This is a genomic window from Arthrobacter sp. zg-Y238 (assembly GCF_024385525.1).
In the GTDB taxonomy this organism is placed as follows: Bacteria; Actinomycetota; Actinomycetes; order Actinomycetales; family Micrococcaceae; genus Arthrobacter_B; species Arthrobacter_B jinronghuae.
The window spans coordinates 69,936-90,549 of record NZ_JANFLU010000011.1; the positions used below are offsets into that span (position 1 = coordinate 69,936).

The following is a 20,614-nucleotide window of genomic DNA, read 5'->3' on the forward strand; positions in this document are numbered from 1 at the left end:
GCCCGGTGAGCGTCAGCTCCTATATCGGCCGACATTGCGCTCGGCCCGGAACGATATGCACTTCCCCGAGGCCGCACTACACCGGCTTTTCGATATCCGTAGCGTCCAGGATGGAGTAGGCGTAACCCTGCTCGGCGAGGAAGCGCTGCCGTTTGGCGGCAAAGTCCTGGTCCAGGGTGTCGCGGGCCACCACGGTGTAGAAGTGCGCTGCCTTGCCGTCCGCCTTGGGGCGCAGGAGCCGTCCCAGCCGCTGGGCCTCTTCCTGCCGGGAGCCGAAGGAACCGGAGACCTGGATGGCCACGGACGCCTCGGGCAGGTCGATGGAGAAGTTCGCAACCTTGGACACCACGAGGGTGCTCAGGGCTCCTTCGCGGAATTCATTGAAGAGCCGCTGGCGTTCCTTGACCGGGGTGTCACCCTTGATCACCGGTGCGTCCAGCCGCTCGGAGAGTTCGTCCAGCTGGTCCAGGTACTGCCCGATCACCAGGGTCTGCTCGCCGGCATGGCGGCGGACCAGTTGTTCGACGACGCCGGTCTTGGTCTCCGAAGTCGAGCACAGGCGGTATTTGTCCCCGTCTTCGGCCATGGCGTAGGCCACCCGCTCATCCCGCGGCAGGTCCACCCGGACCTCGATGCATTCGGCCGGGGCAATGTAGCCCTGCGCCTCGATGTCCTTCCACGGGGCGTCGTAGCGCTTGGGGCCGATCAAGGAGAAGACCTCGCCCTCGCGGCCGTCCTCACGGACCAGGGTGGCGGTCAAACCCAGCCGGCGCCGGGCCTGCAGGTCCGCGGTCATCCGGAAAATCGGTGCCGGGAGCAGGTGCACCTCGTCGTAGATGATCAGGCCCCAGTCGTTGGCGTCCAGCAGCTCCAAGTGCGGATAGAGTCCGCCGCGCTTGAGGGTCAGGACCTGGTACGTGGCGATGGTGACCGGCCGGACTTCCTTCACCGCGCCGGAGTATTCACCGATTTCGTCCTCGGTCAGGGAGGTGCGCTTGAGCAGCTCATCCTTCCACTGCCGGGCGGAGACGGTGTTGGTTACCAGGATGAGGGTGGTGGTGGAGCTGGTGGCCATGGCCGCGGCACCCACCAGGGTCTTGCCCGCACCGCAGGGCAGTACCACCACGCCGGAACCGCCGGCCCAGAAGTTCTCGGTGGCGAGCTTCTGGTAGGGGCGCAGGGCCCAGCCGTCTTCGTTGAGCAGGATCGGATGCGGCGTGCCGTCCACATAACCGGCCAGGTCTTCGGCAGGCCAGCCCAGCTTCAGCAGCAGCTGTTTGAGCTGGCCGCGCATGGCAGACTGCACCACTACCGTTTCGCCGTCGATCCGCGGGCCCAGCAGCGGCTGGATTTTCTTGGCGTGCATTACTTCTTCGAGCACCGGGTAATCATTGGTGCGCAGCACCAACCCGTGCTGGGGGTCCTTCTCGAGGCGCAGCCGGCCGTACCGGGACATGGTTTCTTCAATGTCGATCAGCAGCGAATGCGGCACCGGGAAACGGGAGTACATAAGCAGCGTGTTCAGGACCTGTTCGGCGTCGAGCCCCGCAGCCCGCGCATTCCACAGTCCCAGCGGCGTCAGCCGGTAGCTGTGGATGTGCTCGGGGGCACGCTCGAGTTCGGCGAAAGCGGCGATGGCGTGCCGGGCCTCGGTTGCCTGTTCATGATCGACCTCCAGAAGAATCGTCTTATCGCTCTGGACAATCAACGGTCCGTCAACCATGTGCCGGGCTACCCTCCACTATTTCCACGTCCATAATCCGATGTACTGACACTGTGCGTTCGACGTCGCTGCGCGGGTCATAGACCCGGACCCTGCCGTCGCTCACTGACAGGGGAACGAAAATCTCCTGCCGCTGATTCCCCTGGGCATCCACCACGCCCATCCGCACCGAACTCTTGGTGCGGATGGCCTTGCGCAGGGTTTCCAGGCTGACCAGGGACTGGCTCTCGCCGGCGTGTGGGACGGGCCCTCCGCCGCGCAGCGCGGCAAGCTGCCGGTCCAGGTCCTCGTCCGTAAGTTCCCACGGGTTCAACCGGGCCCGAGAGGAGGACGGTGCCGGCACCGGGACCATCCGGTGGGAGCCAACCGGTTTGCGCGCCGGGCCTTCCAGCGCCGGCGGATAGCCGAGCTCCCGAAGGGAAAAGGTGAGTTCCTTGGCGGGCACGTTGGCTGCGACCACCGTCGGGGCCAACCGCACCAGGCCGAGTGAAGCGGTCCGAGGGTCCGCCAGCAGGGCGTTCAACCCGGCCTCGTCATCACTGCGCAGATACGATCCGGCCGCACCCACCCGCAGCCGGCCGTACCGGGCTGCGGTGTCCTCCACCAGGTAGCGCAGCGGCTGGGGGACCTCCGTTGCGGAATGCTGGTGCAGGAAGGCGAGGATGCCGTCGGCGTCGTGCCCTTCATCCAGTGCCCGCCGGATGGACTCGGCCGAGAACCGGTAGATCGTTGCCGGTCCCTGGCCTTCCGCCGTGGAAATCAGGGCCAGCTCCCGGGCGACGTCGGGCTCCAGGTACCCGGGCGCCACCGCCGTGAGGTCAGCCTGCAGGAGGAAGGAATTCAAGGGCGCAGGCAGCGCGTCACGCAGCACCGAAGTGGCACGGGAATAGTCGCTGCCGGCAACGGCCGAGCCCAGCACCGTCAACGCCCCTGAACCGAGCAGCCCCAGCTGGGCGGCCTCCTTCAGGATGCCCGGCACCAGCCGGGCAAAACGCCGCTGCAGCCGCGGCTGGTGCCAGGTCAGGGCACTGATGAGGTCCTCGGTTTCGAAGGCACCGACAGTCTCGTTTTCGCCGGCGCCCTCGACGTCGGAGAGCAGGGCAAGCATTTCCAGGGCCCGACGGCGGACCACAGGGGCGTCCGGACGGGAAACTTCGGCGGCCAGCGCGTTCACTGCTCCGCCTGCCGGCAGGGGGGCGCCCACCAGGGACGGTGCGCGGTCCGCGTCCAGCCAGGCTTCCACCAATCGGCGCCACTGATCTTCACGGTTCTGGGTGAGCCAGGTTCCCTCGGTGGCGCCCCAGCGTGAGGTTGCAGCATCCAAGGTGATCAGCCCGGCCAGAGCAGCCAGCTCCAGCAGCCAGGACGTAGCGGCACCGTCCAGCCGCAGGGACTCGGAGAGGCGGCGTACTTCGCGCACGCCGACGCCCCCGGAACGCAGCGTCCCGATCGGATTTTCAGCTGCAAGCGCCAGCAGTTCCGTAACCAGCCGCAGGGTTTCGGCCACCGCTCCAAACGCGGCGTTGTCCCGGAGGTTGCGGGCGACGTTACGCGGAACCGGCCGGGGTGCCTCCAGCTGGAAGTCAGAGACGATTACATGGCCACGGGACGCCTGGCCCACCGGCCGCGGAAGTTCCACGTGAAGCGCATCCAAGGGGACCAGGAGGCCGCGGGCCACGAGCCACTCCACCGGGGTGGGGGAGGGGTTGTCCAGGACGGCGCGTCCCAGGGCGGCCTTCTTGGGGATGGTGCCCACCGGCGAATACTTGAACCGGCGAAGCAACTCTGTTGTCTGCGGCGGAGCGCCCTCCATAAGCGTCGCCCAGCCTGCAGGATCAGAGACCAGATGATGCAGGGAATGGGCGGCGGTGGCAGGGGTGTCGGCCTTCTCTATGGGCAGTCCGCTGCTGCGCAGCCCCTCGACAATGCCCACCAGGCGTTGCCCGAACTCCGGATGCTGAGCCGCCAGGGTGGAGTACGGCCTGCCCAGCCCGGCGGGGTAGGCTCCCAGCGCCTCGCCAAGGACCGAGACGGGCAGATAGAACCGGCGCGACGCGTCAGCCTTCGGTGCTCCGGGGTGCGGCTTGGCCCGCCGAAGCAGGGCCAGGGAATGCAGATGGCCCAGGATCGCATCGAGGGATTTGATGGTTGAGCCCGAGATTGCCGTTTTCAGCCATGAAGCGGTGGTGCTGAGCTGGGAATCTTCGTTGGTGGTCAGGTCCACCGCTTCCAGGACCTGCAGCTGCGGTGCCGTCAGTTTCTCGAGGATCCGCTGGACGCTGACACGTGTGGAAGCGCGTGCAGCCAGGGCCTGGAAATCCGGGACGGCAGGGAGCGCCAGATCGGGCCGGGCCGTGAGCAATTCACGCAGTTGGTCATCACTGCGTGCGGCTAAATCTTCGGCCAGAGCTCGAATCGCGGACATCAAAACCACGTTACCTGAGTGGGGAGAAAAACGGACCGATCAGCCCCGGCGCCGGCGCCTGATTCCGTCGATCACCAGGCCCGCCATAAGCAGGAACGCGAGGGGGAGCGCGTAGAGGGAAGCCGCCACCAGCCAAGGCGCCACTGCCTCGCCCCCGAGGGAAAGGATCAGTACCGCAGCGAGCGTGCCCAGTCCGAACAGGGCCAGCACGGCCGCAAGTAGGGTGGCAAACCAGCGGAGCGGTGATTTGCGGGGAGGAACTCGGGGATCCGGCGGGGTGTGGGGTGCCGACATCTGCTTCTCTGCGCTTGCCGCGGGGACCCGGACCTTCTCCGGTGGGGTGTTGCTCATGTTAATTAACGCTAACAGCGGAAAACCGCGGGACAAAGGGGAGGCCTTGGTGCCCCATTCCCTTGTCGGGATATTCTAAAGGGAACAGACTTCCCCGTAGTATCTCCAAAGGTACTCCGGCGCCGCTTCGGGCCTGGCGGGCCAATGCGGGTCACGTCCATTCCTGCGGCAGGTGTCCTGCTGCAATTAAACTAAGAACGAGGTAACCGAAGTGCCCATCGGCAAGGTCAAATGGTTCGACACTGGTAAGGGTTTTGGGTTTCTGGCCACGGACGATGGGCAGGAAGTCTTCCTGCACGCTTCGGCCCTGCCTGCGGGAGTCAGCGAGGTCAAGCCCGGCACCCGCATGGAATTCGGTGTGGCGGACGGCCGCCGCGGACCGCAGGCCCTTTCCGCCCGCATTCTGGAGGCCCCGCCGTCGGTAGCCAAGGCCACCCGCAAGGATGCCGAAGACATGGCCGCGATCACCGAGGACCTCATCAAGCTGCTGGACGGTATTTCCAACGGACTGCGGCGCGGCCGCTACCCGGATAAGAAGCACGCATCCAAGGTAGCTGCCGTCCTGCGGGCCGTTGCCGATGATCTGGATATATAAGGTACGTGCGCTGAAGTGACTATGAGACCGGTAACTCCCTCTTCCGACCCGTCCCCTGAACGTGATGCCGACGCTGCGGCGGATGCTGCTGCTCCGGCGGTGCGCAAGCGCGCCCCGCGCCGGCCGGGGAAGCCCGACGCTGTGCTCGCGGCTGCCGTGGCCGAAGCCCGCGCCGGACTGCTGGACGTGGTGTCCGAAGGCGAAGTAGGCAATTACCTGGGTGCAGCGGCCGACGCCGAACGGGTGGTGACGCACCGGTTCTCTTCCCTCCGTCCCGGCTACCGCGGGTGGTACTGGTACGCCACGGTTGCCCGTATGCCCCGGAGCAAGAAGGTGACAGTCAGCGAGGTGGGGCTGCTCCCCTCGGACGAAGCGTTGCTGGCTCCCGAGTGGGTGCCCTGGTCCGACCGGCTGCGTCCGGAAGATATTGCGGCCGAACAGGAACAGCAGGAACAGGAACAGCGGGCGCAGGAACAGGCCGACCAGGAACAGGCCGACCAGGAACAGGCCGATAAGGAACTGGCTGGCCAGGACAACGACGGGCAGCAGGACGAGGCAGGCGAGGACCAGACCGGCGAACAGCACGCCGATGAGACAGGTGCGCAGGAGGACGAATAATCCCGTGACGGTTGCGGCAACAGAGTTCACTATCCCCAAGGGGGCGTTGGACTGATGTTCCGTTCCCTTCGCATCTTCAACTACCGCATCTGGTTTATCGGTGCCTTGGTGTCGAACATCGGCACCTGGATGCAGCGTACGGCGCAGGACTGGCTTGTCTATGACATCCTGACCGACCAGGACGCGGCAGCCATGGGAATAGTCATGGCGCTGCAGCTGGGCCCGCAGCTGCTCCTGGCCCCGTGGTCAGGCCTGATCGCCGACACGTACAACCGCCGCAAGGTCCTCCTGCTCACGCAGGTCAGCATGGGCGCCCTGGGGCTGGCGCTGGGGTTCCTGGTGCTCTCCGGGCATGCCGAGCTGTGGCATGTCTACGCCTTCGCGCTGGCTCTCGGCGTGGTGTCCGCCGTGGACGGGCCGGCGCGGCAGGCATTCGTCTCCGAGGTGGTGTCCGAGCGGGACCTGCCCAACGCCGTCGCCCTTAACAGCGCTTCCTTCAACGGGGCACGGATGATCGGCCCCGCCGTCGCCGGCCTCCTGACCGTGGCCGTGGGCCCGGGCCTGGTCTTCGTACTCAACGCCGTGACGTTCGGCGCCATGGTCATTGCGCTGCTGAAAATGCGTGCCGGCGAGCTGCGCGTGTTGCCGAAGGCGCCCCCGGGGAAGGGCCGCATCCGGGCCGGACTTGCCTACGTGCGGCACCGGCCGGACCTGATCATGGTGATGCTCGCGATCTTCATCGTGGGGACCTTCGGCATGAACTTCGCTATCTACATAGCAGCCATGGCACGTACCGAGTTCGGCCGGGACGCCGGCATTTTCGGCGTCCTGAATTCGGTGATGGCCATTGGATCCGTTGCCGGCGCGTTGCTGTCCGCCCGGCGGGACCGGCCCCGCCTGCGCTTTGTCTTCGGTGCAGCCGGAGCCTTCGGCCTGGCCTGCATCCTGTCCGCCGCGGCACCCAGCCTGATCCTGTTCGCCGTCTCGCTGATCCCCGTCGGACTGTTTGCCCTGACCCTGATGACCAGCGCCAACGCATATGTCCAGACCACCACGGCCCAGATCATGCGCGGGCGGGTGATGGCCCTGTACTTTGCCATCTTTATGGGCGGCACGCCGCTGGGCGCCCCGGTGGTGGGGTGGGTCTCGAACTCCTTTGGCCCCCGCTGGAGCCTGGGCGTTGCCGCCGCTTCAGGTCTGCTGGCCGCTGCGATTGGTTTCGTCTGGGCCTGGCGCACCTACGGCATGCGTTTCCACTATGACCGGAGCCTGCCGCGCAGGCTGAGCATGACCACGGATATTCCGGATAAGCAGCAGGACCCGGACAACGCCTAGCGTCCGGGTCCTGCTGCGGGGCATGGGTCAGGAATTCGCGATCACATAATCGATGCACTCGAGCAGGGCGCTGACGTCGTCGGGCTCGATGGCAACGAAGGTGGCAATCCGCAGCTGGTTGCGGCCGAGCTTGCGGTAGGGCTCCACGTCCACGACGCCGTTGGCGCGCAGGGTCTTCGCTATTGCCGCGGCGTCGATGTCCGCCTCGAAATCGATCGTGGCAATCACGTTGGAGCGGTCCTCGGCGCGGGGAACGAACGGAGTGGCCACCGAGGACTTCTCCGCCCACGAATAGATCCGCCCCGCCGACTCGGCGGTCCGGCCGGCTGCGAAGGCAAGACCGCCGTTGGCGTTGAGCCATTCGATCTGCGCGTTAAGGGTCACCAGCGTAGACAACGACGGCGTGTTGTAGGTCTGGTTCAGCCTCGAGTTGTCGATGGCGGTCTGCAGGTTCAGGAAGTCCGGAATCCAGCGCTCCCCGGCGTTGATCCGGGCCGCCCGTTCCAGCGCCGCCGGAGAGAACATGCCCAGCCACAGTCCGCCGTCGGAAGCGAAGTTCTTCTGCGGTGCGAAGTAATAGACATCCGACTGGGCCAGGTCCACATCCAGGCCGCCCGCAGCGGAGGTGGCATCAATCAGGACCAGGGAGCCGGCGTCGGCGCCTTCCACGCGCCGTACGGGGGCGGCCACGCCGGTGGAGGTCTCATTCTGGGGCCAGGCATAAACGTCGACGCCGGCCTCCGCGGCGGGCTCGGGGCGCGTCCCGGGAACGGAGGTGATGATGCTGGATGCCGAGAGGAACGGAGCCTTGTTGGTGGCTGCCGCGAACTTTGAGCCGAATTCGCCGAAGGACAGGTGCTGGGCCTTGTCCTGGACCAGGCCGAAGGCCGCAATGTCCCAGAAAGCGGTGGAGCCGCCTACGCCCAGGACAACTTCGTAGCCCTCGGGAGCCGAGAACAACTCGGTGAGGCCTTCACGGACACTGCCAACGAGGTTCCGTACCGGAGCCTGCCGGTGGGAGGTGCCGAGCAGGTTTGCTCCCGCCGCTGCGAGTGCGGACATTTGTTCCGGGCGTACCTTGGAAGGACCGGCACCAAATCGGCCGTCCTTCGGGAGGAGTCCAGCGGGAATTTTCAGTGCGGCGGTATCGCCCATGGCGTGACGCTCCAAGCAGGTTTCGAAGGTGGCGGATATGCACTTCCATTCTGCCGTACACGCCCGGGAGGCGGCGATGTATGACGCCCGCCACCAGACCCTGTGCCCGGCGCCGCGCAATTATCGGGCGGTCCGGCGGATAGGCTAACGTGTTGGCGTACACCCCCCGGGCAGCGGTGCGTTGCCCTTCTTCCTCCCTTACTAGGAGCGGCCCGTCATGACGGATCTCATTGACACCACTGAGATGTATCTCAGGACCATCCTGGAACTGGAAGAAGAGAACATTGTTGCCCTCCGTGCACGCATTGCCGAACGGCTGCGGCACTCCGGCCCCACGGTTTCCCAGACCATTGGACGGATGGAACGTGACGGGCTCGTAGTTGTTGCCGGAACGCGCCGGCTGGAGCTGACGGAACTGGGCCGGCGCCGGGCCACCGAAGTTATGCGCAAGCACCGCCTGGCCGAACGGCTCCTTGCCGATGTCATCGGACTTGACTGGGCGTACGTGCACGATGAAGCCTGCCGCTGGGAACACGTGATGAGTGAGCGCGTGGAACGGCGGCTGTATGAGCTGTTGGGCCGCCCCACGGAATCGCCCTACGGCAATCCCATTCCCGGCCTCGAGGGAATCGGCGGGGTGGCGGCGGAAGTGTTCATCACCGGCGTCGTCGACCTGGTGTCCACTGTCGCTACGGCCGAGCCGGGGGCCAAGCTTCGGCTGGTCCGGCTGGCGGAACCCATCCAGGTGGAACCCGAACTGCTTTCCCAACTGGACGAAGCGGGGCTGCGGCCCGGAGCCCAGATCACCGCAGAGGTTGTAGGCGGCTATATTTCCGTTCGCGTTCCGGGCATCGAGGGTGCCTTGGAACTGCCTATGGAAGTGGCCTCCCACGTCTTTGTTTCTCCTATTGGGTAACGGAATGGTCACTTTTGTGACATTTACCCTATAGTGAGTTCCGACGCTGAAACACCATCGTTATCCGGTCCGTCCGCCGAGCCCTGCCAGCGGACCGGAGCACCAAACTCGTCCAGGCAGGGGCGGAGGACCCACTTTCCGGCAGCAATGCTGCCTTGGGGTGAAGCCTTTCGGGGGCCGGCGGCATTTCCTGCATAGTTGCAGGCGATGCCCCGCCTTTTCCGGAAAGGCCGAGTTTTCTCTACTCGAATCCGACAGCTAACTTCGCAGGCGATCCATGAGAGGGAATAACTTGTCGAAGCATGCTGCTTCGGGCCGACGCCGCGCGTCAGCTCCTATTGCACCTGCGCGCCCGCGCAACGCCTCACCGTCAGGCCGTCGGCGCGCCGAAACCAAGTCCGTGTCCGTGGGCTGTGCCGCCCAGAAAGTGGCCATTACCGCTGCCACGTCGGGCCTGATCCTCACGGCCGCCATGCCCACGCATGCGGCGGCGGACGACCCGGTCCAGCTCGAGCCGGCGGCGATCGACGCGCCCGTCTCGGCGGACCCGAACGCTGATATCGGATTCGCCCGGGCCGGGCTGAGCAGCAAATATGACCCGGACGCCAAGCTGGCCTCCATCACCGTTGCCGCCGGCTCGCATGCAGTCCCTGCCGCGGCGAAGGGCACACTGTCCGCGCCCCTGGACTCTTCTTTGGTGCAGACCTCCGGGTTTGGCCACCGGGTCAGCCCCATTACCGGGGAGCACGGCGAGATGCATAACGGGCAGGACTTCGCCGCCGTCTGCGGTACCGCGGTCAACGCTGCGGCATCCGGCACCGTGGTCTTCGCCGGCTGGCATCCCTACGGCGGCGGCAACCGCGTGGTGATTGATCACGGCAACGGAGTACAGACGACGTACAACCACCTTTCCAACATTGCCGTCACCATGGGCACCGAAGTCGACCGCGGATTCCTGGTCGGCGCAAGCGGTACAACCGGTTCCTCAACCGGCTGCCACCTGCATTTCGAGGTCATGGTTAACGGCGAAGTAGTGGACCCGCTGAATTGGTTGTAAGCGCGTAATTCAATTGGTTGTAACCAGTTGAATATCATTTCGTGATCGGAACGTGACATACCTCAAATGTTGCTGTACGCTCATCCTCGTGCCCGATTCGCCAAAGGTGGGGCACCTTCGAACAGATCGCCTAGCTCTGCCACTGTTTGAAGTCCGTTCGCAGAATCGCATGGCAGAGGCGGGGGAACCAATTTCGGGTTTCGAAAGAAACCCTTGGGGTTAAGTTGCAAAAGGCCATTGGCCGGGCAACCGGGTGACTCCCATCCGAATCCGACAGCTCACCTCGTAGGCAATTGGGAGAGGCAAACTTGTGTCATCACACGCTCATGGCCGCCGTCGCGCTGCCACCGTACAGACCAACCCGATTACTGCACTTTCCAAGGCAGTCAGCAGCAACGCCGGAACCGTAGGCCGCCAGGCCGCCGTCGTAGTTGCAGCGTCCGGCCTCGTGCTGGCTGCCGGACTTCCTGCACAGGCTTCTTCCGTTAGCACGGACCGCCAGGCACTCGCAGCAACCCCCCTGAACATCGTGGCCGGCAGCGTTACCGCTCCCGCCAACGCACCGTTCGAGCTTCCCCTGGTTGCCCCCAGCTCCACCTCGGGCGCCGAATACCGCGCACAGGTTGCAGCCGAAGAGGCCGCAGCCCAGGCAGCCGAAGAGCTGGCAGCCTCGCAGGCCGCAGCAACCCAGGCAGCAGCCACCAAGAATGCCGCAGCCGCCCGCACCGCCCCGGCAGCCTCCGGCCCCGCCGTAGTGGCAGCTTCCTCCACCTCGGCAGCTGTCGAAGCTCCGGCTTCCGGCAACGTCGCGGCCGGCCTGGTTGCCTCCGCCTACGGCCAGATCGGTGTGGCGCAGGATTGCACCGCCATGGTCGAGAACGCACTGCGCTCCGTCGGCAAGTCCGTCGGCGACCTGGCCCCCGGCCAGTTCTTCCAGTTCGGTTCCGTAGTTTCCACTCCGGCTCCCGGCGACCTCGTGATCACCGGCGGCCACGTCGCGATCTACGTTGGCAACGGCCAGGTAGTCAGTGGTGGCCTCAACGGCATGAACACCGGCCTGCACGCACTCTCCGATCTGCCGGGCGCCAGCTTCGTCCGCGTCAGCTAAGCCCGGTTTCGAGACAGCATGACTTCGACAATTGAGCGCGCCCGCCACCGGGCGCCGGTGGAACGCACCACCACGCTGAACGCCCTTGCCGGCGCCGTCAGTGCCAACGCCGGAACGGTGGGCCGCCAGGCCGCCGTGATCGCGGCGGCCTCCGGGCTGGTACTGACCACCGGTGTCGCGGCCAATGCCTCCGGGGCAGACGCCATGCGCGACGTCCAGACAAGCACCCTGGATCTTTCCTCGGTCAAGACCCTCCAGGTCTCCGGAAATGCGCCGGTTTCGTTCGAACGGGACAGCATTGCCGGAACCACTCCGGCTCCCGTGGCCGAACCGGTAGCTCCGGTTGCCGAAGCACCTGCACCGGCTGCCGTGGCTGCGGACACGCGTGCCCCTGCCAAGGCGGTTCCTGCTGCTCAGGCCACAACCCTCAGCACGCCGGCCCCCGTTCAGCCGACGCAGAGCGCGCCTTCCGGTGTGGCATCCACCATTGCAGCAGCTGCCTACGCGCAGCTGGGCATCGGCCAGGACTGCACCCGGCTGGTTACCAATGCACTGGCGGCGGCCGGAATCAACCACCACGGCTGGCCTGCAAGCTACCTCTCCCTTGGACGGACGGTGAGCGCAGCTGAGGCCATCCCCGGTGACCTTATCTACTACGCAGACGGCGGGATGGGCATGGCCCACATCGCCGTGTACGTGGGCGGCGGCCAGGCCGTGCACGGCGGATTCAACGGTGGATCCACCGTTGTGGCGCCGGCCGAGCTCGGCTCCGGCGGCGTCTACATCCGCGTAGGCGGCTAAGCAGCCCCCGGCACAGCATTCAGGCAAGGCCCCTCCTTCGGGAGGGGCCTTGCCTGGTTAAACCCTTGTTGAACCGCAGCCCGGGCACGGACGCAGGCGGTGCTGCTGGCCGGGGCCGGACCCCTGTCCCACCGGCATAAATAGCAAAGATGGCGATCGCGTTCTACTCTTGCATAGACAATCCGATGTGCCGTTGGCGAAGCGGTGTCTTGTACTCACCGGTTCGCGGGCGGCAGGCGAAGAGGTATGTGCATGCGCACTCTCGTTCTGAATGCTGGATATGAACCGTTGGCCGTGATCACTTTCCGCCGCGCCTTGGTGCTGGTCCTGAATGGAAAGGCGAGTGTGGTGGCGGAAAGCGGCGAGCCCGTGGTCGGACCAAACGAAATCCTCCCTCGACCTTCGGTGATCCTGCTCCACCGGTACGTGAAGATTCCCTACCGGGAGGGCACCGTTGCCACCCGAAGGGGCGTCCTGCGCCGGGATAACCATGAATGCGCCTATTGCGGAAAGGCGGCGGCTACCGTGGACCACGTGGTGCCGCGGTCCCGCGGCGGCGATGACAGCTGGGAAAACCTGGTGGCCTGCTGCCTGCGATGCAACAACAGCAAAGGGGACCGGACGCTGGCCCAACTCGGCTGGGAGCTGCGGGTATCTCCCAAGGCACCCCGGGGTGCGCGCTGGCAGATCCGCGAGCTTGAACGTCCGTCGCCGCAGTGGGACCCGTTCCTGCAGAATGACACGGCTGCCTGATGTCCGCTGCTTATGATGCAGTGATCCTGGCGGGCGGCCGTTCCACACGCCTTGGAGGCACACCCAAGGCGCTGCTCCTGGCCGGGGAGCGAACCCTGTTGGAAACCACCCTTGCCGCAGTGCCGGATGCACGAAACGTCGCCGTCGCGGGGCCGCCGGAGCTGGCGAAGCTGCTCGGTTCCACCGTGCCGGCCGGGTGCCCGGGGAGACCGCTGCTGGTCCGCGAGGAGCCGGCCTACGCCGGACCGGCAGCAGCGGTCGGAGCCGCCGTCGCCGCCCTGGCGGCCCTGACGGACGGGAACAGGGACAGCGGCGAAAGCCCCTGGACGATGGTCCTGGCCTGCGATATGCCGCAGGTCGCCGCCGCCGTCCGGGCCCTGCTGGCTGCAGCGGCCGTGCCGCCCGCCGAGAGCCTGCTGGCAGTGGATTCCAGCGGCACCCGCCAGCCGCTGGCGGCGCTTTACCGCACAGCTGACCTGCGCGCCGCTGTTGATTCCCTGGCCGCAGAGGGTTTAGCGAACAAGCCCATGAAGGCGTTGCTTGCTAGGGTGCAATGGAGGGGTGTTGATGTTCCCCCGACGAGTACAGCCGATGTTGACACCTGGAATGATGCACAAACCTTGGGTGTGAGCGCCGGGGACCTGCCGTAGCACCGGGCGGTCCCCAAGCGAAACGAAGGAGCACGAATGGCAAGCCAGCAGGAACAACTCGAGGCGTGGAGCGGCAGGCTGCTGCAGGCGCTGGAACTCGAGGGCACACCGGTGGATGTCTCCGCTGTCCTCGATCTGGCTGCAGCTGCAGCGCACAGCGTGGTGCGGCCCGCCGCCCCGCTGACCACCTTCATTGTCGGATATGCGGCGGGCCTCGCCGCCGGCAGCGGCCAGGCCGGCGACGCCGTCGCCATGGAATCGGCCATGGCTGTAGCCACGGAACAGTGCCGGAACGCCGCAGCGGAAGGAGATGCCCGATGAGCGAACATGCCGCACCCGTCATCCTGCCCGCCCAGCCCAATGCGTCCTGGGCGCAGGCCCGCCACGCCGCCTATGCGGCCGCCCGTCCACTGCCGTATGAGACGGTGCCCCTCGACGAGGCACTCGGCCGGATCCTGGCCCTCGAAACCAGTGCCCTGCAACCGGTACCGCATTACGCCTCAGCGGCCATGGACGGATGGGTTGTCGCGGGGCCGCCGCCGTGGACTGTCATTACCCATGAGGAACCCGAGGTTGAGCGCTGGCAGATCCACCGTGAATCGGGCCGCCGCGCCCTTCAGCCGGGCGAGGCCGTGCAGATCCTCACCGGCGGGCTTATCCCCGAAGGCGCCGAAGCCGTCCTGCGCTCCGAAAGCGGAACGGTGTCGGCCACAACGCCGCCGCAGCTGACGCTCAGCGACCAGGCAAAGGAGTCGGAACCGCGTGCCGGCGAACATATCCGCCCGGCCGGCGAAGAGGCGGCGGCGGGGGAGACCACTATCCCTGCGGGGAAGCTGCTCAACCCGGCCCATATTGCACTGGCTGCCGTGTGCGGACATGACACCCTGCCGGTGCTGCGCTCCCCGCGCGTGTCCCTGCTGCTGACCGGAGATGAAGTCATCGAAGCCGGCCTGCCCGAGCCCGGACAGGTCCGGGACACCTTTGGACCCCAGCTGCCGCAGCTGATCACGATGCTGGGCGGACGCATCGACGTCGTCCGGCGCCTGCCGGACCGGCTGGAGGATGTGGTGGCGGCGCTGAGCAGCGAAGCCACGGATGAACTCTCCATCGCAATGTCTTCCGGCGACGTCCTCGTCACTACCGGCGGCACCGGACGTTCGGACGCGGATCATCTGCGCCGTGCCTTGGAAGAGGTCGAGGCTGAACTCCTCGTTGACGGAATTGCCATGCGTCCGGGGCATCCCACCATGCTGGCCCGGTTGCAGGACGGCCGCCTGCTGGTAGCGCTGCCCGGCAACCCGCTGGCCGCGATGATGGCCGTCTTCACGATCGTCCAACCGCTGCTGGACGGACTCCGCGGGGCACCGATTTCCCGTGAACGGCATGTCCTTGCGGGTGTGGATCTGGAACCATTGCCCGGAAGGACCCGGCTGGTTCCCTGCAGCATCCAGGAAGACCGGGCCATGCCTTCGCCGTATTTCCGCTCCGGGATGCTCCGCGGACTGGCCGAGGCGGACGCCGTTATGGTGGTGCCGCCGGAGGGCTGCATCAGGGACCAGGCCGTGATGGCGCTGCCCCTGCCATGGCAGGTCAACCGCGCACCGTCCGGATAAGCCCGGCCACCGGTAGGCACGGCGAGCAGGACACCCCGGGAAGCCCCGGCCACCCGGAGCCAGAGTCAATGCACTAAAGACAGGGAGACACCATGGGACGGGTTACCCAGCGAGGGCGGGTCACACGCTTCCGGTTGGACGGGACCGTCAGCCGGCGGGACGACGTATTGGCGGGGGAGGAACCGCTGGAAATCCGGGTGATGGGTAAGTCCTTCACCGTCACCATGCGGACCCCCGGCGACGACTTTGACCTGGTGGCCGGGTTCCTGGTCTCAGAAGGGGTGATCTGGGATCCGGCCCAGCTCATCAGCCTGCGGTACTGCGCCGGAGTGGATGACGATGGCAAGCAGACCTTCAATGTGGTGGATGTCCAGCTCCGGCCGGGTACCCCGCTCCCGGACACCGGGATGGAACGGCACGTCTATACGTCCAGCTCCTGCGGCATCTGCGGAACGGCGTCCATCGAAGCGGTCCGGAAGTCGTCGCACTTCGATCCGTCCTCGGACGGAGTGAGGCTCCCGTTGGACATGCTGGCGGCCCTGCCGGACCGGCTGCGCGAAGGCCAGAAAGTCTTTGACCGCACCGGCGGCGTCCACGCGGCGGGTCTGTTCAACGCCGACGGCGAGCTGTTGTGCCTGCGCGAGGACGTTGGCCGGCACAACGCGGTGGACAAGGTGGTGGGGTGGGCCCTGCGCGCCGGGATGCTGCCCCTGCGCGGAATGGTGCTGCAGGTATCCGGACGGGCGTCCTTCGAGTTGGTCCAGAAGGCCCAGCTCGCGGGCATCCCGGTGCTCGCCGCCGTCAGCGCGCCGTCCGCGCTTTCCGTGGATTTGGCCAAGGACGCCGGACTAACGCTGATCGGTTTCAGCCGCGGTACGTCGCTGAACTGCTATTCCGCGCCGGAACGGATCCTAGCTGCCGCCCCCGCACCCGTCCAGCCGCAGTTGTCGGCGGGCGCCTAGCGGGCGGCCGGAAGCTGGACGGTGGCCGTGGTGCCCTCGCCCACCTTGGAGGCAATCCCCAGGTCCCCGCCGTGCTGAAGCACGATGTCCTGGACGATGGCCAGGCCCAGGCCGGTACCGGGGATGGCTGCGGACGTGGCATTGGAGGCACGGAAGAAACGCCGGAACAGGTTGGGCAGGTCCGCTTCCGGGATGCCGATGCCGGTGTCGCGGATCTGTACCCGCACAACGGGGCCGGCGCCGTCCGGTGACACCAGCGCGGCACTGACCTGCACGGTTCCACCGGCCGGCGTGAATTTCACGGCGTTGGAGCAGAGATTGGTGAAGACCTGCTCCAACTGGGCGCGGTCTCCGTCGACCAGCAAGGGATCGGTGCCGAGCTCCAACCGCAGATCCAGGCTGCTGGCCCCGGCGGCCGGTGCCAGTGAGGCGGCAACGGCGCGCAGGAGTTCTTCCAGGTCCACTTCCTCCACCTCGAGGTTGGTCTCATCCGCATCCTGCCGGGAAATGGTCAGCAGATCACTGATCAGCTGGTTGAGTCGAACGGCATTGCGGCCAACGATCTTGAGCATCTGCGCGACGTCGTCCGGGATGTCCCCGCCCGAGCCGTCGAGGATGAGGTCCAGGTAACCGGTGATCGAGGTCAGCGGTGTCCGCAGTTCATGGTTGACCGTGGCCACGAAATCGGTCTTGGCCCGGTCCAGGTCACGCTGGCGTTTGAGCACCATCCGCTGCGCGGTAATCAGGTTTCCCTGCACGAGACCGTGCGCCAGGTTTCCGCTGACATGCTGGATCAGGGAGATCTCCGTGCTCGTCCAGTCCCGCGGGGCACCCTCGCCGGCAAGCCAGAGCAGCCCGAACGCCTTGTCTCCGTGGCCGAGCGGCACAATCACGGAGGTGCGCAGCCCGGCAGTCCGTGAGTCGGCGCTTATCGATACCGGCTCATCGGCGGGCTGACCGTGGTCTTCCACCGCCATTCCCCGGCCCCGCTCCCAGAGCGTTTCGGCCAGCTCGCCGGTGGTATGTGCGTTCAACGCGGGAATGCCCCCGGAGGTGTCCTCACGGCTCCACGCCAGCGCCAGTTCCGGAACGCGCTCATCCGGGAAGGTGACCAGCAGTACGTGGTCCGCTTCGAAGGTGGCTCCGAGTCCGTGAACCACTACCTCAGCCATTTGCTGCGGATCATTCGTGGCCCGGATGGCGGCGGAAATGCGGCGCGTATCCTCGCGCAGCCGCGAGGTGGCCGCCCGCCGGTCCCTGCGTGCCCGCGCGGTGGCCAGGATGAGGTTGACCCGGCGCGCCAGGTCCTCGGGGTCCACCGGGCTGGACACGAAGTCGGCAATGCCCAGGTCAACCATGAAGTCCATGTCCAGCCCGGCCTCGCCTGCCACGAGGATGACCGGCAGCTTGGTCATGGCCGGTTCGTGTCGGAGGCGCTTGAGCATGTCCATTCCGGCAACCTGACGGACGGTGGAATCCACCACCGCCAGCACCGGCGAGCCGGACCGGGCAGCTTCCATGGCCTCGTCCAGGTCCAGCACGGGGACTGCATCCAGGCCCGCATCGGCGAGGATTCCGGCCACGACGGAGAAGACCTCGGGCTGTTCAACGGCAACCAGCGCCGTGGGACGCGGTTCTGTGCCGGGAATATTGCCCTCCGAAGAGGCGTCGCCCATGGGGGCGGCGAAGGGTTTGAGTGCCGGGGGCATTACGGCCTTTCGTCGGTGCCCGGTTCAGCTTCAGGGGCAGCGATTCGAAGTGTACCAGCGCCCGGAGCCAAAATAGTGACTTGTTTCACTGTGCCCTCAGGGGCGGATTCCGCAGCAGTTTCAGCCACTAGCGATCGGCCGGGAACGTCCTCCGGACGGGCTTAAGCTGGAACGTGCGGATATCGGAGGAACAGACATGAGCATGGAAGGCGCAGCGTGGGGTTCGCTGATGCAGATCTCCCGCGCCAAAGGCGTAGACGGCAAGATTTCGCGGGAAACACTGAAGCGGATTGTCCGCTTCGCCGCTCCCTACCGGACCCGGCTCCTGGGGTTCGTGCTGTTGTCCGTGGTGGGCGCGTTCCTGGCCGTGGCGACGCCGGTCCTGGCCGGGCAGGTGGTCAACTCCATCGTGGCCGGCACCGCGCCGGACGTCGTGATCCGGTTGGCTCTGCTGATTGCCGCCGTCGCCGTGGCGGACGCGGCAGTCTCCCTTGCCACGCGCTGGTTTTCCTCGCGTATCGGCGAAAGCGTCATCCTGGATCTGCGCACCGCGGTGTTCGACCACGTCCAGAAGATGCCCATTGCCTTCTTTACCCGCACGCGCACGGGTGCGCTGGTCAGCCGGCTCAACAATGACGTAATCGGTGCCCAGCAGGCCTTTAGCGGAACCCTTTCCGGCGTGGTGAGCAACGTCGTCGCACTGGTGCTGACCCTGATCGTGATGCTCGGAACTTCCTGGCAGGTGACCGTGCTGGCCATGTTGCTGCTGCCGGTGTTCCTGCTGCCGGCACGGCGGATGGGCGGCCGGCTCGCCGCGCTCCGTCGGGAGGCTGCCAACCACAACGCGTCCATGGGCACGCAGATGACCGAGCGGTTCTCCGCACCCGGTGCCACCCTGGTCAAGTTGTTCGGCCGGCCCGACGCCGAGTCGCGCGAATTCGCCCTCCGCGCCTCCCGGGTGCGGGACATCGGCGTGAAGATGGCAATGATGCAGGCCGTCTTCGTGACGGCCCTGACCCTGGTGTCGGCCCTGGCCCTGGCCCTGGTCTACGGGCTGGGCGGTTACCTGGCGCTCCAGGGCAGCCTGAACACGGGCGACGTCGTGACCCTGGCGCTGCTGCTGACCCGGCTTTATGCGCCGCTGACCTCCCTGGCCAACGCCCGGGTGGAGATCATGAGCGCGGTAGTGAGCTTCGAGCGGGTCTTCGAAATCCTGGACCTTCGCCCCTTGATCCGTGAGAAAAAATCCCCGGCACCGGTGCCGGCCGGGCCCCTGAGCGTGGAGTTCGACGACGTCCGGTTCGCCTATCCCACCGCGGACAAGGTGTCCCTCGCCTCGCTGGAAGAGGTGGCTGTCCTGGACACCCGCGGCGGGGAGGAAGTCCTGCATGGGGTGTCCTTCCGCGTTGAACCGGGGCAGACCGTCGCCCTGGTTGGGACTTCGGGAGCGGGCAAGTCGACCATTGCGCAGCTGCTGGCACGGCTGTACGACGTCGATTCGGGGGCCGTGCGCTTCTCCGGCACCGATGTGCGGGACCTGAGTTTTGCCGGCATCCGGCAGGCGCTGGGCATGGTGACCCAGGACGGGCACCTGTTCCACGAGACCATCCGGGCGAACCTGCTGCTGGCTAACCCCGAAGCCGGCGACGACCAGGTCTGGGATGCGCTGCGCCGTGCGCGGCTGGAGGATATGGTGCGGTCCCTGCCGGACGGGTTGGAGACCATGGTGGGGGAGCGCGGCTACCGGCTTTCGGGCGGCGAACGCCAGCGCATGACCATCGCGCGGCTGCTGCTGGCACAGCCGCGGATCGTGATCCTGGATGAGGCCACGGCCGCTTTGGATTCCACGTCCGAGGCCGCCGTGCAGGCCGCCCTGGGTGAGGCGCTGCAGGGGCGGACCGCCGTCGTGATTGCCCACCGGCTCTCCACCATCCGAAATGCCGACCGGATCCTGGTCATCGAGGGCGGTCGGATCGCGGAACAGGGAACGCACGCGGAACTGCTGGAGCGGGACGGGCGCTACGCGGAGCTGTACAACACCCAGTTCGCCGCTGAGCCGGCCACGGAGGCAGTGGAGTAAGTCCACGGGCGAAGAGGGGTGCCCCTTAAAGAAAAATGTGCCCCCGGCCGGAATCGAACCGACGACCTGCCCTTTAGGAGAGGGCCGCTCTATCCTACTGAGCTACGAGGGCGGACCGCCGACTTCCCGGCGGGCGGTACCAGCTTACCCGTTTCTCCCGCTGCGTGGTTGCAACCCGTCCGGAGCGCCGTCGTTGTCGGGGGCCGCGGCGCCGTCGGACTGCCGGTCCTTAATATGGCGGTCATAGCTCTCACGGATGGCCTGCATAAAGCCCAGGATGGTGCGCAGCTCCGTTTCCGTGTACCGCGACATGACCTCGTCGGTGAGGGCGCCCAGGGGGCCGAAGTAGGCACCGGCAAGCTGCATGGCCAGGGGTTCGAAGTGCAGGGTAACCTTCCGCCTGTCCGCATGGCTGCGGTTGCGGTGGATGTGGCCGATGCGCTCCAGCCGGTCGATCACCGCTGTTGTGGCGCCGGAGGAGGTGCCCAGCCGGGCGCTGAGCTGCCCGGCGGTTAGTGCCTCATGCCGCATCTCCGCCTCCATGATGAGCACCAGGGCGCGCATGTCCGTGGCATTCAGGCCGTTGGAGTGCGCGAAAGCGTCCGCGACACGCTGGCCGTCCAGGCTCATGCCGCGGATTGCGTCGACGATCTCCCGCCGTAGCTCTTTGTCCTCCACAAACCAATAGTAACTGGGAATTGAAGTATCTCTATATCTAAGATACTTTCGAATGGAGATACTTTTTAGACGGCTTGGAGAAGCG

19 protein-coding genes, 1 tRNA gene and 2 riboswitches are annotated in these 20,614 nt (G+C 66.4%); of the genes, 13 read left to right on the forward strand and 7 right to left on the reverse strand.

The annotated features are described in order from the left end of the window. Positions 1 to 76: 76 nt before the first annotated feature. From NNX38_RS12150 to NNX38_RS12160, 3 genes are read right to left on the reverse strand one after another with little or no spacing between them, the layout of a single operon-like run. The gene (locus NNX38_RS12150; protein WP_230026423.1) at positions 77 to 1,723 is read right to left on the reverse strand and encodes a DNA repair helicase XPB; all 1,647 of its coding nucleotides are present in this window, start codon (positions 1,721 to 1,723) and stop codon (positions 77 to 79) included. Continuing rightward, complete coding sequence (locus NNX38_RS12155) at positions 1,716 to 4,148, reverse strand: helicase-associated domain-containing protein (protein WP_255798237.1); 2,433 nt, start codon at positions 4,146 to 4,148, stop codon at positions 1,716 to 1,718. The genes NNX38_RS12150 and NNX38_RS12155 overlap by 8 nt, the downstream gene beginning before the upstream one ends. Before the next feature lie 39 nt (positions 4,149 to 4,187). Then, positions 4,188 to 4,499, reverse strand: a complete 312-nt coding sequence (locus NNX38_RS12160) for a hypothetical protein (protein ID WP_255798238.1) — start codon at positions 4,497 to 4,499, stop codon at positions 4,188 to 4,190. A 211-nt stretch (positions 4,500 to 4,710) separates the two neighbouring features. On the opposite strand from NNX38_RS12160, the gene NNX38_RS12165 reads away from it, so the two are divergent. Genes NNX38_RS12165 through NNX38_RS12175 form a run of 3 tightly spaced genes read left to right on the forward strand, consistent with a single transcriptional unit; the run spans position 4,711 to position 7,047 of the window. Next, positions 4,711 to 5,094: a cold-shock protein gene (locus tag NNX38_RS12165; RefSeq protein ID WP_229952760.1), complete on the forward strand. Its 384-nt coding sequence runs from the start codon at positions 4,711 to 4,713 to the stop codon at positions 5,092 to 5,094. A 21-nt stretch (positions 5,095 to 5,115) separates the two neighbouring features. After that, positions 5,116 to 5,712 carry a DUF3027 domain-containing protein gene (locus tag NNX38_RS12170; protein ID WP_255798639.1) on the forward strand — a complete coding sequence of 199 codons (597 nt, stop codon included), beginning with the start codon at positions 5,116 to 5,118 and terminating at the stop codon, positions 5,710 to 5,712. Positions 5,713 to 5,766: 54 nt separating this feature from the next. Continuing rightward, complete coding sequence (locus NNX38_RS12175) at positions 5,767 to 7,047, forward strand: MFS transporter (protein WP_255798239.1); 1,281 nt, start codon at positions 5,767 to 5,769, stop codon at positions 7,045 to 7,047. A gap of 27 nt (positions 7,048 to 7,074) precedes the next feature. Here NNX38_RS12175 and serC read toward each other — a convergent pair whose 3' ends face one another. Then, positions 7,075 to 8,202 carry a phosphoserine transaminase gene (gene serC / locus NNX38_RS12180; protein WP_255798240.1) on the reverse strand — a complete coding sequence of 376 codons (1,128 nt, stop codon included), beginning with the start codon at positions 8,200 to 8,202 and terminating at the stop codon, positions 7,075 to 7,077. A gap of 217 nt (positions 8,203 to 8,419) precedes the next feature. Here serC and NNX38_RS12185 point away from each other — a divergent pair, with 217 nt between their 5' ends. The 9 genes from NNX38_RS12185 (at position 8,420) to fdhD (ending at position 16,062) form a co-directional block, all read left to right on the forward strand. Continuing rightward, a complete protein-coding gene (locus NNX38_RS12185) occupies positions 8,420 to 9,118 on the forward strand; it encodes a metal-dependent transcriptional regulator (RefSeq protein WP_255798241.1) in 699 nt (232 codons plus the stop codon). A 90-nt stretch (positions 9,119 to 9,208) separates the two neighbouring features. Next, positions 9,209 to 9,407: riboswitch (cyclic di-AMP (ydaO/yuaA leader) on the forward strand. Between the two features lie 3 nt (positions 9,408 to 9,410). Beyond that, complete coding sequence (locus NNX38_RS12190; RefSeq protein ID WP_255798242.1) at positions 9,411 to 10,175, forward strand: M23 family metallopeptidase; 765 nt, start codon at positions 9,411 to 9,413, stop codon at positions 10,173 to 10,175. A gap of 148 nt (positions 10,176 to 10,323) precedes the next feature. After that, positions 10,324 to 10,482, forward strand: a riboswitch (cyclic di-AMP (ydaO/yuaA leader). 3 nt (positions 10,483 to 10,485) lie between these two features. Further along, entirely contained in the window at positions 10,486 to 11,283 is a 798-nt protein-coding gene (locus NNX38_RS16945; RefSeq protein ID WP_255798243.1) for an NlpC/P60 family protein, read from the forward strand. 18 nt (positions 11,284 to 11,301) lie between these two features. Then, positions 11,302 to 12,084 carry an NlpC/P60 family protein gene (locus NNX38_RS12200; protein WP_255798244.1) on the forward strand — a complete coding sequence of 261 codons (783 nt, stop codon included), beginning with the start codon at positions 11,302 to 11,304 and terminating at the stop codon, positions 12,082 to 12,084. A gap of 252 nt (positions 12,085 to 12,336) precedes the next feature. After that, complete coding sequence (locus NNX38_RS12205) at positions 12,337 to 12,837, forward strand: HNH endonuclease (protein ID WP_255798245.1); 501 nt, start codon at positions 12,337 to 12,339, stop codon at positions 12,835 to 12,837. Then, entirely contained in the window at positions 12,837 to 13,487 is a 651-nt protein-coding gene (locus tag NNX38_RS12210; RefSeq protein WP_255798246.1) for a molybdenum cofactor guanylyltransferase, read from the forward strand. The genes NNX38_RS12205 and NNX38_RS12210 overlap by 1 nt, the downstream gene beginning before the upstream one ends. 36 nt (positions 13,488 to 13,523) lie before the next feature. Further along, entirely contained in the window at positions 13,524 to 13,808 is a 285-nt protein-coding gene (locus NNX38_RS12215) for a DUF6457 domain-containing protein (RefSeq protein WP_255798247.1), read from the forward strand. Beyond that, positions 13,805 to 15,100 (forward strand): molybdopterin molybdotransferase MoeA, encoded by a 1,296-nt coding sequence (locus NNX38_RS12220; protein ID WP_255798248.1) that lies wholly within the window; start codon positions 13,805 to 13,807, stop codon positions 15,098 to 15,100. The genes NNX38_RS12215 and NNX38_RS12220 overlap by 4 nt, the downstream gene beginning before the upstream one ends. Positions 15,101 to 15,192: 92 nt before the next feature. Further along, positions 15,193 to 16,062 (forward strand): formate dehydrogenase accessory sulfurtransferase FdhD, encoded by an 870-nt coding sequence (gene fdhD / locus NNX38_RS12225; RefSeq protein ID WP_255798249.1) that lies wholly within the window; start codon positions 15,193 to 15,195, stop codon positions 16,060 to 16,062. Here the strand turns inward: fdhD and NNX38_RS12230 are convergent. Beyond that, positions 16,059 to 17,771: an ATP-binding protein gene (locus NNX38_RS12230; protein ID WP_255798250.1), complete on the reverse strand. Its 1,713-nt coding sequence runs from the start codon at positions 17,769 to 17,771 to the stop codon at positions 16,059 to 16,061. The genes fdhD and NNX38_RS12230 overlap by 4 nt on opposite strands. A 196-nt stretch (positions 17,772 to 17,967) precedes the next feature. Between NNX38_RS12230 and NNX38_RS12235 the strand changes: the two genes are divergently transcribed. After that, positions 17,968 to 19,851, forward strand: a complete 1,884-nt coding sequence (locus NNX38_RS12235; RefSeq protein ID WP_255798251.1) for an ABC transporter ATP-binding protein — start codon at positions 17,968 to 17,970, stop codon at positions 19,849 to 19,851. 38 nt (positions 19,852 to 19,889) lie between these two features. On the opposite strand, the gene NNX38_RS12240 is transcribed toward NNX38_RS12235, so the two are convergent. Beyond that, positions 19,890 to 19,963 (reverse strand) — tRNA-Arg (locus NNX38_RS12240). 32 nt (positions 19,964 to 19,995) lie between these two features. Beyond that, positions 19,996 to 20,529 (reverse strand): MarR family transcriptional regulator, encoded by a 534-nt coding sequence (locus NNX38_RS12245; RefSeq protein ID WP_255798252.1) that lies wholly within the window; start codon positions 20,527 to 20,529, stop codon positions 19,996 to 19,998. Positions 20,530 to 20,614 lie beyond the last annotated feature (85 nt).